The organism is Methylobacterium aquaticum (assembly GCF_016804325.1).
In the GTDB taxonomy this organism is placed as follows: Bacteria; Pseudomonadota; Alphaproteobacteria; order Rhizobiales; family Beijerinckiaceae; genus Methylobacterium; species Methylobacterium aquaticum_C.
Genome location: NZ_CP043627.1, coordinates 1781482 through 1795816, shown reverse-complemented (window position 1 = coordinate 1795816; position 14335 = coordinate 1781482). Strand labels below are relative to the sequence as shown.

The following is a 14335-nucleotide window of genomic DNA, read 5'->3' as shown; positions in this document are numbered from 1 at the left end:
AGCCGATGCGCAGGGGCTCGCCCTGCGCGAGCGCCGGCCGGGGAAACCCGAGGGCCGCCGCCCCCGCGAGGCCGGCAGCATTCATCACGAGCGCACGACGGTTCGTCGTCACCATGGCGTCCTCCTCCCGTATGTTCCCGGCCGGCGCGGTTGTTTTAGGCGCCTTGCCGCTCCAGGTGCCGGATCCGATCCTCGTCGAAGGTGAATCCGAAGCCTGGCCGCTCCGGTACGATGGCGGATCCGTCGGCGAAGTCCAGTCTTTCGCAGTAGAGTTCCGAGAACCACGGCATGTATTCGAGCGAATGCGCGTTCGCCAGCGCCCCGAGCACGCTCAGGCTCTGCTCCGGGAACAGGTGGCTCGAGACCGGCAGGTCGTGCGCCTCGGCGAGGTGGCCGACCCGCATGAACTCGGTGACGCCGCCGACCCGCTGCAGGTCCGGCATCAGGATGTCGGCCGAGCGCAGCTCGATCATCCGGCGGAAGCCGTAGCGGGTATAGTCGGTCTCGCCGCTGGCGATCGGCGTGTCGAGGGCGGCGGCGACCCGGGCCAGCCCCTCGACGTCCCAGGCCGGTAGCGGCTCCTCGAACCAGGTGAGGTCGAATTCCTCCAGCCGCCGGCCCAGGCGGATGGCGTCGTTCTCGGTGAGCCCCTGGTTGGCATCGGCCATGAGCCGGATCTTCGGGCCGATCGCCGCGCGGACCGCCCGCACCCGGTCGATGTTCCAGTCCGGGTCGCCGGCCGAGAGGCGCATCTTCATCGCCGTGAAGCCCGCCGCCTCGAAGCGCGCGGCTTCCGCGACAAGTTCGTCCGTCGAGCGGTCGAGCCACAACCCGCCGGAATGATAGGCCGGGACCCGCGCGCTCGCCCCGCCGAGCATCCGGTACAGCGGCAGCCCGGCGCGCTTCCCCGCGAGGTCCCACAGGGCGCCGTCGAGGGCCGAGATGCCCATGACCGGCATGCCCTTGTGGCCCATGAAGTTGACGTCGCGCCAGGCCCGCGACCAGAAGCCGGCGATGTGGCCGGCATCCTGGCCGATCACCAGGTCGGCCATCTCGTCGATCAGGCTGCGCAGGACCTTGGTGCGGCGGTCGTTGAGCGTGAACACGATGTTCTCGCCCGTCAGCCCGTCCGCCCGCACCGTGACCAGGATGCAGCCGAAGGCATGCAATTGCCCGAGCGCCGAGCCGATCGGCCGCTCCGGGCGCAAGAGGAGGGGGCGCGTCTCGACGCGTTCGACCTTCATAGCGTGTCCTCCCTGTCTTCTCTCTGTTTTTCAGGCCGTGCGGACGATGTCGCCGACCCGGTAGCGGTCGAGGATGCCGGGATCCGGGTCGCAGCCGAGGCCCGGGCCTTCGGGCAACCGCACGTGGCCGTTCTCGGCCCGGACCCAGGGATCGAACGGGTTCGCCTCCATGTCGAGCCACAGCACCTCGACCAGCGGGTCTTCGACGCGGGCGGCGACGACGTGCATCGTCGCGATGAAGCCGGGGCCGAAATACGGGCTGTGGGGCGCGGGCCGGACCCCGTGCGCCTCGCAGAGCGTGATCACCCGCAGCATCTCGCCGATGCCGCCGATCTTGGTGACGCTCGGCTGGGCGACGTCGATGGCACCCGCCTCGATCAGCGCCTTGAAGCCGAACAGGCCGGCGGTGTTCTCGCCCGCGGCGATCGGGATGCCGCGGGCCCGCACCTGCGCGAGCCCGTGCGTGTCCTCCGGCGGCCAGACCGGCTCCTCGAACCAGAGGAGATCGTGGGGCGCGAAGGCGTCGGCCATCCGGAGGGCCGCCGGCACGCTCCAGGCGCAGTTCACGTCGACCATCAGGGCCGCGCCGTGCGCCCGCGTCACCTCGGCCGCCGCCGCGACCGCCGCTTCCGTCACCTCGTGCAGCTTGATGTGGCGGTAGCCGGCCGCGCACGCCGCCTCGACGTTGCGGCGCACCAAGGCGGGGTCGTGGTAGGCCAGCAGCGAGGCATAGGCCGGAAGCCGCTCGCGGACGCCGCCCAGCAACCGCGCCACGGGTTGGCCCGCCCGCTTGCCGGCGAGGTCCCACAACGCCGTCTCGATCCCCGAGAAGGCGAAGACGAACGCGCCGTTGCGGCCGAGCAGATGCGTGGCGTGGAGCACGCTCCGGCTCAATTCGGCGATGTCGCCCGACGAGCGCCCGAGCACGAGGGGCGCCACGATTCCATCGAGGGCGGCCCGGGTCGCCTCGATGCCGGCATGGCCGAAGGCCTCGCCCCAGCCGACCAGCCCTTCATCGGTCTCGACCCGCACCAGCAGGATGTCGAGATGGGTCCAGGCCTTGCCGGCGAAACGGGCCGGCGGGCCGCCCATGTCGAAGGGCAGCGACACGATCCGGGACTGGATGTCGACGATTCTCACCCGTTCCTCCCTGCACAGAGCCTGTTGGTCGGCTCGTCGGCCGCGGCGCCCGCGAGGTGAATCGGGGCCGCATCGGGAAGTCGATACGAGAAGGGCCCGCTGCGCAATCGGTCAGGGTGGGTGGGAGGTATGACTTGCCGGATGGCGCGTCGGACACACCACCGTACACGACAGGAACTCAAGCGGGTATAAGCTGAGCTTTTCAATCACGATGTCCCACCCGCGACCTCATCCTGAGGTGCGACTGAAAGGAGCCTCGAAGGAGGGCTCCAGGAATCGCGGAGATTTCTGGAGCCCTCCTTCGAGGTCAGTCGATCGTTGATCGACTAACACCTCAGGATGAGGTCGCGGGTGGGATTGCCAGGCACCGTGGCCAAAACCTGAACTACTCCATCTTGTGCCGTTCAGACACACGAAAGCCCGCCCCCGCGTGATGCAGGGACGGGCTTTGCCGGCTCGCGAGAACCTGGGGTCCCGAACGGGGCGAACGGGACCCCGCTGGCTCGATCAGCGGCCGTAGACGTACGGGGCGGCCGGGGCGTAGCCCGGGGGCACCTCACGAACCATCATGCCGCGCGAGTCGCGCGGGTAGACGACGACGCTGCCGGTGCTGTCGACGGCCGGCGCGCCGCCCGGGGCACCGTAGGCGCGCTCCATGCCGGCCAGCGGGCCGCCGGCCTGCGAGCCGGAGCGGTTGTAGGGCGAGCCGCCCTGGGCGAAGGCGGGGGCGGCGGCGACGGTCAGCAGGGCCGCGGCGAGGGCAAGGCGGGTCTTCATCTCAGTACCTGTCAATCAAAGGGGACCGCTGGGCGGTTTCGCAGCGTCAACAGTCGTGCCGGCAAAAGGTTCGCTGCGACATGTGCGCTGCCGCACGCGGCCGCATCTGGGCGATGCCACGACCCGGATTAGTTTGGAGCCCGTCTAGCCTGGAGGCCGACGCATGAGCTTCGACATCGTCCTGACGGTGAACGGCACGAGGCGCACGATTCCGATCCCCGACCCGCGCACGACCCTGCTCGACCTGCTGCGCGAAGGCCTGCACCTCACCGGGACCAAGAAGGGCTGCGACCGCGGCCAGTGCGGCGCCTGCACGGTGCTGGTCGACGGCAGGCGGATCAATGCCTGCCTCGCCCTGGCGGTCAGCCTCGACGGGGCCGAGATCCTGACCATCGAGGGACTGGCGGAGGGCGACCGCCTGCACCCGGTGCAGGAGGCCTTCATCGCCCATGACGGGTTCCAGTGCGGCTTCTGCACCCCGGGCCAGATCATGAGCGCCGTCGGGCTGATCCGCGAGGCGCAGGCCGGCGACGATCCCGAGCGGGTGCGCGAGGCGATGAGCGGCAACCTGTGCCGCTGCGGCGCCTATGCGGGCATCACCGAGGCGGTGCTGGAGGCGCAACGCGCCATGAGCCAAGCCCCGACCACCCGGCAGGGAGAGGCGGCATGATCCCGTTCGAGTACGTCCGCGCCACCGACGTGGCCGGTGCGGTCGCGGCGGGTTCGGTGCCCGGCGCGGCCTATCTCGCTGCCGGCACCAACCTCCTCGACCTGATGAAGGGCGACGTCGCCCGCCCGACCCGCCTCGTCGACATCACCCGCCTGCCCGGCCTTTCCGCCGTCGAGCGGCGGGACGACGGATCGGTCCGCATCGGCGCGCTTTCCCGCAACAGCGACCTCGCCCACGATCCCGCCTTCGCCCGGGCCTATCCGGCGGTGGCCGAAGCGCTGCTGTCGGGTGCCTCGGCGCAGTTGCGCAATGCCGCCACGGCCGCGGGCAACGTGATGCAGCGCACCCGCTGCCCCTACTTCACCGACACGGCGAGCGCCTGCAACAAGCGCGAGCCCGGCAGCGGCTGTGACGCGAAGGATGGCGAGACGCGGCTGCACGCGATCCTCGGCTGGAGCGAGGCCTGCATCGCCACCCATCCGTCGGATTTCTGCGTGCCCCTCGTGGCGCTGGATGCGAGCGTCGAGATCGCAGGCGCCGCCGGCACCCGCATCGTTCCGCTCGACTCCTTCCACCGCCTGCCCGGCGACGCGCCGGAGCGCGAGACGGTGCTGGAGCCGGGCGAGCTGATCACCGCCCTGGTGCTGCCGCCGGAGGCCGCCGCCTTCGCCGGCCACAGCCGCTACCTCAAGGTCCGCGACCGCACGTCCTACGCCTTCGCGGTCGTCTCGGCCGCCGCGGGCCTGCGGCTCGAGGAGGGGCGCATCGCCGAGGCGCGGCTGGCGCTCGGCGGCGTCGCCCTGAAACCCTGGCGCGCCAGGGCAGCGGAAGCGATCCTCGCCGGCCGCGCGCCCGACGAGGCCGCCTTCCGGGCGGCGGCGGATGCCGCGCTCGCCGAGGCCAGGCCCTCCGGCGACAACGCCTTCAAGATCGAGCTCGCCCGCCGCCTGGTGGTGCGGGCGCTGCGCCACGCCGCGGCCGGCACGCCGGAGCGCCTGCCGGCCCTGCCGGCATCCGTCTTCGCCCCCACCCCGGAGGCCGCCCATGTCTGATCGGATCCGCCACGGCTCGAATCTCGGCCAGCCGCTCACCCGCCGGGACGGCATCCTGAAGGTGACCGGCGCCGCCCCTTACGCCGCCGACCGCCACCCGCCCGGGATGCTCTACGCCGTGATGGCGGTCAGCCGCATCGCCCGCGGCCGGGTCAGCCGCCTCGACGTCGCGGCGGCGAAACGCCATCCCGGCGTCGTCGCGGTGATGACGCCGGACAACAAGCCGGCGCTCGCCCAGCACCCGGACGAGAAGCATGACGGCTTCACCTTCCGGCTCGACCTGCTGCAGGACGACCGCGTGCGCTACGCCAACCAGCCGGTCGCGGTGGTGATCGCCGAGACGCTGGAGGCCGCGACCGAGGGCGCCGCCCTGCTGAGCCCCACCTACGAGGCCGAGACGCCGGCGGTCGGGCTCGATGCGGCGGAATCCTTCACCCCGCCGGCGATCGGCGTCGGCGATCCGGCCGACCTGGAGACGGGCGACGTGGCGGCGGGCCTCGCCGCGGCCTCCCGCCGGATCGAGGCGACCTACGAGACGCCCGCGCAATACCACAACGCCATGGAGCCCCACGCCGTCGTCGCCACCTGGGACGGCGACCGGCTCGACCTCGACATGCCCTCGCAGGGCCTCGCCATGGCGCAGGGGCGCATCGCCGGCCTGTTCGGCATCGCTCCGTCGGACATCCACATCCGCAGCCCGTTCCTCGGCGGCGGCTTCGGCTCGAAGGGGATGATCGCCGGGCCGCAGGTGCTCGGCATCATGGCGGCCCGCCTGGTCGGCCGGCCGGTGAAGCTCGTCATGACCCGGCCGCAGATGTTCGGCCCCGTCGGCCACCGCGCCCCGACCCGCCAGACCCTGCGGCTGGGCGCCTCCGAGGATGGCGGCCTCACCGCCCTCGACCACGAGACGCTGACGGCGACCAGCACCTTCGACGACTTCATCGAGCCGAGCGGCGGCGTCTCGCACACGCTCTACGCCACGCCGGCCCTCGCGACGCGCCACAAGGCGGTGCGGCTCGATACCGGGACCCCGCTCTTCATGCGCGCGCCCGGCGAGGCCTCCGGCAGCGTCGCGCTCGAGGGCGCCATCGACGAGATGGCCGAGGCCTGCGGCATGGACCCGCTGGCGTTCCGCCTGCGCAACTACGCCGAGACCGAGCCGGCCTCCGGCAAGCCGTTCTCCTCCAAGGCCCTGCGCGACTGCTACGCGCGCGGCGCGGAGGCCTTCGGCTGGGCGAGGAGACCGCTCGCGCCTCGGCAGATGCGCAATGCCGACGGACTTCTCGTCGGCTGGGGCGTCGGCACCGCGACCTTCCCGGCCCTGATGTTCCAGGCCGAGGCGCGGGCGTCGCTCAAGGCCACCGGCGAGGCGTCGGTGGCGATCGGCGCCATCGACATGGGCCAGGGCGCCTGGACCGCGCTCGCCCAGATCGCCGCGGAGGAACTCGGTCTCGATATCGATGCGATCGATGTCCGCATCGGCTCCTCGGACCTGCCGAATGGCGGCATCGCTGGCGGCTCGGCCCACACCGCCACCGCCGGCACGGCGATCAAGGGCGCGGCGGCCGACGCGATCGCGCAGCTCGCGGCGCTCGCGGCGCAGGATTCGCGCTCGCCCCTCTACGGCGCCGGCAATGCCGGGGTGGTCGCCCGCGGCGGCCGCCTGGTGCGGCGCGACGACGAGAGCCGGTCCGAGGCCTTCACGGACATTCTGGTCCGGGCCGGCCGGGACGCGGTCGAGGGCAAGGGCGCGGCGGGGCCCGACGCGGCGCGGGAGCATTACGCCATGCACGCCCACGGGGCGGTCTTCGCCGAGGTGACGGTCGATCCCGAGCTCGGCCAGATCCGGGCGACCCGCCTCGTCGGCGCCTTCGCGGCCGGGCGGATCATCAACCCGCGCCTGGTGCGCAGCCAGTATTACGGCGGGATGATCTGGGGCGTCTCCTTCGCCCTGCACGAGCAGGCGGTGATGGACCCGCGCACCGGCCGGCCGATGAACGCCAATTTCGCCGAGTACCACGTGCCGGTGAATGCCGACGTACCCTCGCTCGAGGCGATCCTGGTCGAGGAGGAGGATCCGCACGTCAACCCGCTCGGCATCAAGGGCGTGGGCGAGATCGGCGTCACGGGAAGCGCCGGGGCGATCGTCAACGCGATCTGGCACGCGACCGGCCAGCGGGTGCGCCGCCTGCCGGTGACGCTGGACAAGGTGCTGTAGGGGTGGGTTGAGGAGGGGGCGGAGCCTCCTGAGAGGGGCCGGGCTTGGAGGCAGGAGTGACCTGTCTCCTCGCCCCCACGACGCAGGACTGTCCGGGGAAAGAAGAGGCGCGGATTTCCCTCTCCCCGCGGGCGCAGGGCTGTCCGGGGAAAGACGAGGCGCAGGAAATTCCCTCTCCCCGCGGGCGGGGAGAGGCTTTCGTCCCCCTTGCCGGGGACGAAAGGAGCGGAGGCGAAAGCCGCAGCGAGGGTGAGGGGGGGGGTCCGGATGAGGCTCCTTCGGAAACACCCCCTCACCCTCGCCCTTCGGGCTTCCTGAGCCCCTTCGGAGCTCAGGCCTCTCCCCGCCCGCGGGGAGAGGGGAAACCCGCGCTTTTTTTCCTCGGACAGCCCTGCCGCGGGTGGGGAGAGGGCCGAGCCCTCGTTCAGAGGGCGCGGCAAGCCCATAGGGCGAGGGTGAGGGGGGCCGGATATGGCTCATCTGGAAACACCCCCTCACCCTCGCTCCGGCTGCGCCTCCGCTAGCTCCGTCGACGACAGGGTCGCCGGAGCCCTCTCCCCGCCGGCGGGGAGAGGGGGAAACCCGCGCCACATCCTTCCACAGCCCTGCCCGTTGCAGGAGACGAACACGCGCGAGCCCCTCGGCGGACGCCCTCCCGCCGAATCGGCCTAACGGCTTGCCTCGGCCTCGCGCCCGGTGTGAACTCCGGCCCCCGAGAACCCCGAGCCGCCCGCCGATGACCGCTCCCGCCCCTCCCATCGTGCTTGCCCACGCCGCCTACCGCCTCGGCGACGCCTACGCCGCCAGGGGCGCGCCCGAGCCCTTCGTCGAGGTGCGCAGCCTGGAGGCGCTGGAGGCGGCGGTGGCGGAGGCCGAGGTGCTGGTGGTCTCGGGGCTGTGGCGCCATTCCCTTTTGGAGCGGGCGCCGCGCCTGCGCTTCATCCAGTCGGTCAGCGCCGGCACCGACCAGTTCCCGAAGGAGGCGTTGCGCGAGCGCGGCATCCGGCTCGCCAGCGCGCAGGGCGGCAACGAGCGCGCGGTGGCCGAGCACGCCCTCGCGCTGATGCTCGGCCTCACCCGCCGCCTGCCCGAGGCCCTGCGCCACCAGGCCGCCGCGACCTGGCGGCCGATGATCGCCGATCCGGCGCGGCGCGAGCGGGAACTCGGCGGCCGGACGCTGCTGGTGATCGGGCTCGGGCGCATCGGCACCCGCATCGCCCGGCTGGCGCAAGCCTTCGACATGCGGGTGATCGGCCTGCGGCGCCGCCCGCTCCAGGCCGGCGACCCGGTCGAGGCGGTGTTGTCCCCCGACCGGCTGCACGAGGCGCTGGCACAAGCCGACGTGGTGGCGCTCGCCTGCCCGCTGACGCCGGAGACCGAAGGCCTGATCGACGAGGCGGCGCTGGCCGCGATGAAGCCGGAGGCGCTGCTGATCAACGTCGCCCGCGGCCGGGTGGTCGACCAGGACGCCCTGGCCCGCGCCCTGACCGAGGGCCGGATCGCCGGCGCCGGCCTCGACTGCTTTCACGAGGAGCCGCTGCCCCGGGGGCGCCGTTCTGGCGCATGCCGAACGTGATCGTCACGCCCCACAGCGCCGGGGAGACCGGCCTCTACGAGGGCCGGGTGATCGAACTGCTGATCGAGAATCTCGGGCGGCTGCGGCGGGGGGAGGAACTGGTGAACCCGGTGGTGTGAGGCGCCGGCCTCGGGAAGATCTCGTGCCGCGGTCGAGGCTCCTGCCCGCGCGACCGCATCGATGCGGGCAGGCGGGCGTCGGATGCGGCCGTTCGAGCGGGCCCGGCCGTGCAGGGCCGGACCTGCATCGATCGACCCGATCGGCCCCGTTCACGCCGTCTCGGCGAATAGCGCCCCCGGCACCGCCGCCAGCAGGCTGCGGGTGTAGGGATGCTCCGGCGCCCGGAACAGCGCCTCGGTCCGGTTCGTCTCGACGATCTCGCCGCGATGCATCACGGCGATCCGGTCGCAGATCGTCGCCGCGACGCGCAGGTCGTGGGTGATGAACAGCATCGCGATGCCGAGGCGTGCCTTCAGGTCTTCCAGCAGAGCCAGCACCTGGGCCTGGACCGAGACGTCGAGGGCCGAGACCGCCTCGTCGGCGACGAGCACGTCCGGCTCCATCGCGAGTGCCCGGGCGATGCCGATGCGCTGGCGCTGGCCGCCCGAGAAGGCGTTCGGGTAGCGCTCGGCGGCGCTCGGCGGCAGGCCGACGAGATCGAGGAGTTCGCGCGCCCTCGCCCGTGCCTGCCGGGCCGGGGTGCCGTGGGCGATGGGTCCGCCGGCGATGATCTGCTCGACGGTGCGGCGGGGATTGAGCGAGGCGAAGGGGTCCTGGAAGATCATCTGGATCCGCCGGCGCTCGTCGCGGAGCGCGGTGGCTCCGAGCGCCGTGAAGTCGAGGCTGCCGAGGCGCACCGTGCCGTGGTCGGGCTCGATCAAGCGGATCGCCAGCCGCGCCGTGGTCGACTTGCCGGAGCCGGATTCGCCGACGATCCCGAGGGTTTCGCCCCGGCGCAGATCGAAGCTCACCTCCTTCACCGCCGCCACCACCCGGGGCTTGCCGAGGAAACCCGAACGGGTGGCGTAGGTCTTGGCGAGGTTCATCACCGAGAGGGCGACAGGCGCCGCGGTGATCGGCTCGCGCTGGGGCGGGGTCAGGCTCGGCACGGCGGCGAGCAGCGCCTTGGTGTAGGCGGCTTGCGGATGGCGCAGGACCGCCTCGGCCGAGCCGGATTCGACCAGCCGGCCGCGCTGGAGCACCGCGACATGGTCGGCGATGTCGGCGACCACGCCGAAATCGTGGGTGATGAACAGGACCGCCATGTTGCGGCGGCGCTGGATGTCGCGGATCAGCCTCAGGATCTGGGCTTGCGTCGTGACGTCGAGGGCCGTGGTCGGCTCGTCGGCCACCAGCACGGCGGGTTCAAGCGCCAGCGCCATCGCGATCATCGCCCGCTGGCGCTGGCCGCCCGAGAGCTGGTGCGGATAGGCCCGGACGATCTGCTCGGGGTCGGGCAGGCCGACCTCGCCGGCGAGCGCCACCGCGCGGGCGCGGCGCTCCTTGGGGGTGAGCAGGTCGTGCGCCTCGAACATCTCGGCGATCTGGTCGCCGATCCGCATCACCGGGTTCAGGGCCGTCATCGGCTCCTGGAAGATCATGGCGATCCGCCGGCCGCGCAAGGAGCGCCAGGCGCGCTCGTCGAGGCGCAGGAGGTCCCGGCCCTCGAACAGGATCTCGCCGCCGGCCACTCCCAGCGAGCGCGGCAAGAGGCCGGTGAGCGCGTAGGCACTCATCGACTTGCCCGAGCCCGATTCGCCGACGACGCAGAGGATACGCCCCGGAATCAGGTCGAGGTTCAGGCCCTCGACCGCGTGCGGCCGGTCGGCGCCCCGCGGCAGGGCGAGGGTCAGGTTGCGGATCTGGACGATCGGTTCGCTCATCTCTGGCCCTCTATGCGCGGCATCATTCAAGCGACTTGTGCTGCTGTATGTCTCTGCGCGATTGGCTCGACTATGTTCTAATCCCGCCCGCAACCTCATCCTGAAGTGCGAACGAAGTGAGCCTCGAAGGAGGGCTCCAGAAGTCGCCGAGCGAAATGGAGCCCTCCTTCGAGGTCAGTCCATCTTCGATGGGCTGACACCTCAGGATGAGGTCGAGGGTGGGATGACGAGTGTCTCGTCGCGCCTTCGTGTGAGGGGGGGAACGACCGAGCCCTCACCCCACCGCATTCCGCCCGGCCAGCACCGCCGGCCCGGTCTCGCCGAGGTCCCAGAACAAGCCGGCCATCAGCCCCAGGGCCTCGCGGGTCGGGCCGCCGAGCAGGTGCTCGTCGGGCGCGTGCTGCGAGCAGGCCGGGTAGGAATGCGGCACCCACAAAGTCGGGAGCCCGAGGATTTCCGAGAAGGCGTCGTTCGGCAGCGAGCCGCCGAGATTCGGCAGCAGCGCCGGGCGCTTGCCCGTGCTGGCCTCGATCGAGGCGAGCGCCCAGCCCACCCACGGATCCTCGACCGGCAGGCGGGTGGCGCGAAACACCTCGCCGCGGGTCGCCCGCACCTCGACCATCGGGAAGCCCTTGGCGTCGAGATGGGCGCGGATCGCCGGCAGCAGCCCCTCCCAGTCGGTGCCGACGACGAAGCGCAGCTGCATCGTCGCCTTGGCGGAGGGCGGCACGGCGTTCTGCGGCCCGTCGGGATCGCCGCACTTGAAGGCGAGGACTTCCAGCGTGTTCCAGCCGAAGACCCGCTCGGCCGGCGTCAGCCCCGGCTCGCCCCAGCCCTCGTCGATCGAAGGCGCGTTCGGATCGCCCCCGACGGTGATGTCGGACAAAGCCGCGCGCACGCCCGCGGGGATCGGCGGCGGGAGCAGGGCGTCGAGGAGGATTTGTCCGCGCCCGTCGACGAGGCTCGCGATGGCGCTCGCCAGCACGGTGCCGGGATTGCGCAGGAGCCCGCCCCAATTGCCCGAATGGTGGCCGCCCTCGCGCAGGTTCACGATCAGCTCGAAGGTGTAGCCGCCGCGCGACCCCAGGAACATCGTCGGCCGGCTCGCCTCGATCCGCGGCCCGTCGGAGGCGATGAGGAGGTCGGAGGCCAGCGCCTCGGCCTCGTCCCGGCAGACCTCGCGCAGGCCCGGCGAGCCGGCCTCCTCGCCCATCTCGATCAGGAACTTGACGTTGAAGCCGAGCGTGCCGCCCCGGGCCTGCATCACCGCCTCGAGGGCGCCGAGATTGATCAGGTGCTGGCCCTTGTTGTCGGCGGTGCCGCGCCCGTACCAGCGCTCGCCCTCGACCGTCACCGCGAGCGGGTGCAGGCCCTCGCGCCACTGCTCGGGGTAGTTCCGCACCGTGTCGCCGTGGCCGTAGGTCAGTACCGTCGGCAGGTCGTCGCCCTCGTGCCGCGTGGCGATCAGGAACGGCCCGCGGCCTTCTTGCGGGTTCTCGACGAGGCGGGTCGCAAAGCCGAGCCGCGACAGGGCCGGGATCATGAACTGCGTGAGGTAGGCGGCGAGCGCCGGCCCCTGGTCCGGGGCCTGGCTCTCGGTCGGCAGGGCGACCGCCTCGCGGAGCACGGCAAGGAAGCGGCCGTCGTCGTAGTGCCGGTGGGCCAGCGCGATGGCGTCGCGTCGCGACATGGGGGGACTTTCTGTGTGGGTGTGAAAAGAGGACGATTGTTAGATCTTGAACGTCGCTGATTGAAAACCCGGTCGGCCTCGCTCCCTCCCTCCCGCAACCTCAGCCTGAGGTGCGACCGAAGGGAGCCTCGAAGGAGGGCTCCAGGGATCTCGGAGACTTCTGGAGCCCTCCTTCGAGGCTGCTTCGCAGCACCTCAGGATGAGGTCGCAGGTGGGACAAAAGAAGCGGTCGATGGACAGGTTCTCAATGCCGTCCCTCGGGAGCGGTGATGTCGCGCACCCCGTCGCCGAGCAGGTTGATGCCCAGCACCAGGACCAGCAAGGCCACGCCCGGGATGGTGATGACCCAGGGCTGGAAGAACATGTACTGCTTGCCCTCGGCGATCATCAGTCCCCAGGACGGCAGCGGCGGCTGCACGCCGAGCCCGAGGAAGGAGAGCGCCGCCTCGAGCAGGATCGCGTGCGCCATCTCCAGGGTCGCCACCACGATCAGCGCGTTGAGGATGTTGGGCAGGATTTCCTGGGCGAGGATCCGCACCGGGCCGAAACCCGCGGCCCTGGCGGCGGCGACGAAGTCCTGGCCCCGCACCTGCCGGGTCGCCGCGCGGGTGACCACCGCGAAGCGGTCCCAGAGCAGGAATCCGAGCACCAGTACCACCACCTTCAGCGAGCCGCCGACCAGCGAGGCCATGGCGAGCGCCACCAGCACCACCGGCATGGCGAGCCGGGTGGTGACGACGTAGCTCACCACCGCGTCGACCCGGCCGCCGTAATAGCCGGCGAGCACGCCGAGCGTCGTACCGATGATCCCCGAGATCAGGGCCGCGGAGAGCCCGATCAGCAGCGAGATCTGGCTGCCGTAGATCAGGCGGCTGAGGTAGTCGCGCCCGAGCTTGTCGGTGCCGAGCCAGTGCTCGGCGCTGCCCTTGACGTGCCAGAACGGCGGGATCAGCCGGCGCGACACGTCCTGGGCGTAGGGGTCGTGCGGCGCGACGAGGGGGGCGGCGAGCGCCACGAGCACCACGAATCCGACGAGGCCGGCCCCGATCAGGAAGCCGCCATGGGACAGGCCGCGCCGCAGCGCGATCATGGCCGGCGAGCGGGCGGGCGGCAGGACGGTCTCGGCGGGAACCGGGACGGCGGGGGAGGCGGGCCGGGTGGTCATGCGCGCAGCCTCGGATCCAGGAGGGCGTTGAGGAGGTCGGCGGCGAGCGTCAGCGCGATGTAGATCATCGCCAGGACCAGCACGATCGCCTGGACGACGGGGAAGTCGTTGCGGGCGATCGATTCCCAGGCGAGCTGGCCGAGGCCCTGGAGCGAAAAGACCGCCTCGATCACGATCGAGCCGCCGAGCATGAAGCCGAACTGCACCGCGGCGAGCGCGATCACCGGGATCACGGCGTTGCGGAGCGCGTGCCGGATCAGGATCTTGCGCGGCGCCAGACCCTTGGCCCGGGCGGTGCGGACATAGTCCGAGGACAGCACCTCCAGCATCCCGTTGCGGGTGAGCCGCATCACCGCCGGCATGGCGTAGTAGCCGAGCGCCACCGCCGGCAGGATGAAGTTCTTCCATGACCCGTTGCCGGAGGCCGGCAGCCAGCGCAGGTTGACGGAGAAGATCATGATCAGGGTGAGGCCGAACCAGAAGCTCGGCATCGCCTGGCCCAGCACCGAGACGGCGAGCGCCGTCCGGTCGATCCAGGTGTCGCGGTAGAACGCCGCCAGCACCCCGAGCGGGATCGCCACCAGCAGGGCGACGGCCAGCGCGATGACCCCGAGGGTCAGGGTCACGGGCATCCGGGAGGCGAGCAGGTCGGTCACCGGCTCGGGGAAGTAGAACGAGCGCCCGAAATCGAAATGGAGCGCGTTCCAGGCCCAGGTGCCGAACTGGACCACGAGCGGCTGGTCGAGCCCGTGCTGGGCGCGCACCGCGGCGATCTGCTCGCCGGTCGCCTCCGGGCCGGCGATGGCGGTGGCCAGATCGCCCGAGAGGTGGAGGAGCAGGAAGCTCGCCACCGAGACGGTCAGCGCGACGCAGATCGCGACGAGGATGCGCCGCAGCGCGAAGCCCAGCATGGCGCGTCC

At 71.7% G+C, this 14335-nt stretch carries 12 protein-coding genes; 5 read left to right on the top strand and 7 right to left on the bottom strand.

What is annotated here, in order from left to right:
• Positions 1–155 precede the first annotated feature (155 nt).
• The 3 genes from F1D61_RS07970 to F1D61_RS07960 form a co-directional block, all read right to left on the bottom strand.
• Entirely contained in the window at positions 156–1244 is a 1089-nt protein-coding gene (locus F1D61_RS07970; RefSeq protein ID WP_203157394.1) for a mandelate racemase/muconate lactonizing enzyme family protein, read from the bottom strand.
• 30 nt (positions 1245–1274) lie between these two features.
• Complete coding sequence (locus F1D61_RS07965) at positions 1275–2384, bottom strand: mandelate racemase/muconate lactonizing enzyme family protein (protein ID WP_203157393.1); 1110 nt, start codon at positions 2382–2384, stop codon at positions 1275–1277.
• A 507-nt stretch (positions 2385–2891) separates the two neighbouring features.
• Positions 2892–3161, bottom strand: coding sequence for a hypothetical protein (locus tag F1D61_RS07960; RefSeq protein ID WP_048434918.1), 270 nt, complete (start codon positions 3159–3161; stop codon positions 2892–2894).
• Positions 3162–3324: 163 nt separating this feature from the next.
• Here F1D61_RS07960 and F1D61_RS07955 point away from each other — a divergent pair, with 163 nt between their 5' ends.
• The 5 genes from F1D61_RS07955 to F1D61_RS34790 all read left to right on the top strand — a co-directional run bounded on the left by F1D61_RS07955 (position 3325) and on the right by F1D61_RS34790 (position 8796).
• A complete protein-coding gene (locus tag F1D61_RS07955) occupies positions 3325–3831 on the top strand; it encodes a (2Fe-2S)-binding protein (RefSeq protein WP_203157392.1) in 507 nt (168 codons plus the stop codon).
• The gene (locus F1D61_RS07950) at positions 3828–4883 is read left to right on the top strand and encodes an FAD binding domain-containing protein (protein ID WP_203157391.1); all 1056 of its coding nucleotides are present in this window, start codon (positions 3828–3830) and stop codon (positions 4881–4883) included. The genes F1D61_RS07955 and F1D61_RS07950 overlap by 4 nt, the downstream gene beginning before the upstream one ends.
• Entirely contained in the window at positions 4876–7101 is a 2226-nt protein-coding gene (locus F1D61_RS07945) for a xanthine dehydrogenase family protein molybdopterin-binding subunit (protein ID WP_203157390.1), read from the top strand. The genes F1D61_RS07950 and F1D61_RS07945 overlap by 8 nt, the downstream gene beginning before the upstream one ends.
• Positions 7102–7837: 736 nt before the next feature.
• Positions 7838–8677 (top strand): D-2-hydroxyacid dehydrogenase, encoded by an 840-nt coding sequence (locus tag F1D61_RS07940; protein ID WP_246775774.1) that lies wholly within the window; start codon positions 7838–7840, stop codon positions 8675–8677.
• Complete coding sequence (locus F1D61_RS34790) at positions 8665–8796, top strand: hypothetical protein (RefSeq protein WP_281437039.1); 132 nt, start codon at positions 8665–8667, stop codon at positions 8794–8796. Before F1D61_RS07940 ends, F1D61_RS34790 begins: the two co-directional genes overlap by 13 nt.
• Positions 8797–8946: 150 nt before the next feature.
• Here F1D61_RS34790 and F1D61_RS07935 read toward each other — a convergent pair whose 3' ends face one another.
• The 4 genes from F1D61_RS07935 to F1D61_RS07920 all read right to left on the bottom strand — a co-directional run bounded on the left by F1D61_RS07935 (position 8947) and on the right by F1D61_RS07920 (position 14326).
• Positions 8947–10560 (bottom strand): ABC transporter ATP-binding protein, encoded by a 1614-nt coding sequence (locus F1D61_RS07935; RefSeq protein ID WP_203157389.1) that lies wholly within the window; start codon positions 10558–10560, stop codon positions 8947–8949.
• 274 nt (positions 10561–10834) lie between these two features.
• Positions 10835–12250, bottom strand: a complete 1416-nt coding sequence (locus F1D61_RS07930; protein ID WP_203157388.1) for a M20 family metallopeptidase — start codon at positions 12248–12250, stop codon at positions 10835–10837.
• Positions 12251–12494: 244 nt separating this feature from the next.
• Positions 12495–13415: an ABC transporter permease gene (locus F1D61_RS07925; RefSeq protein WP_203157387.1), complete on the bottom strand. Its 921-nt coding sequence runs from the start codon at positions 13413–13415 to the stop codon at positions 12495–12497.
• Entirely contained in the window at positions 13412–14326 is a 915-nt protein-coding gene (locus F1D61_RS07920; RefSeq protein WP_203157386.1) for an ABC transporter permease, read from the bottom strand. Before F1D61_RS07920 ends, F1D61_RS07925 begins: the two co-directional genes overlap by 4 nt.
• Positions 14327–14335: the final 9 nt, after the last annotated feature.

Coding starts and splice junctions, on each gene's coding strand:
- F1D61_RS07970 (WP_203157394.1), bottom strand. CDS start 1,244: ATGAAGGTCGAACGCGTCGAGACGCGCCCCCTCCTCTTGCGCCCGGAG.
- F1D61_RS07960 (WP_048434918.1), bottom strand. CDS start 3,161: ATGAAGACCCGCCTTGCCCTCGCCGCGGCCCTGCTGACCGTCGCCGCC.
- F1D61_RS07955 (WP_203157392.1), top strand. CDS start 3,325: ATGAGCTTCGACATCGTCCTGACGGTGAACGGCACGAGGCGCACGATT.
- F1D61_RS07950 (WP_203157391.1), top strand. CDS start 3,828: ATGATCCCGTTCGAGTACGTCCGCGCCACCGACGTGGCCGGTGCGGTC.
- F1D61_RS07945 (WP_203157390.1), top strand. CDS start 4,876: ATGTCTGATCGGATCCGCCACGGCTCGAATCTCGGCCAGCCGCTCACC.
- F1D61_RS07940 (WP_246775774.1), top strand. CDS start 7,838: ATGACCGCTCCCGCCCCTCCCATCGTGCTTGCCCACGCCGCCTACCGC.
- F1D61_RS34790 (WP_281437039.1), top strand. CDS start 8,665: ATGCCGAACGTGATCGTCACGCCCCACAGCGCCGGGGAGACCGGCCTC.
- F1D61_RS07935 (WP_203157389.1), bottom strand. CDS start 10,560: ATGAGCGAACCGATCGTCCAGATCCGCAACCTGACCCTCGCCCTGCCG.
- F1D61_RS07930 (WP_203157388.1), bottom strand. CDS start 12,250: ATGTCGCGACGCGACGCCATCGCGCTGGCCCACCGGCACTACGACGAC.
- F1D61_RS07925 (WP_203157387.1), bottom strand. CDS start 13,415: ATGACCACCCGGCCCGCCTCCCCCGCCGTCCCGGTTCCCGCCGAGACC.
- F1D61_RS07920 (WP_203157386.1), bottom strand. CDS start 14,326: ATGCTGGGCTTCGCGCTGCGGCGCATCCTCGTCGCGATCTGCGTCGCG.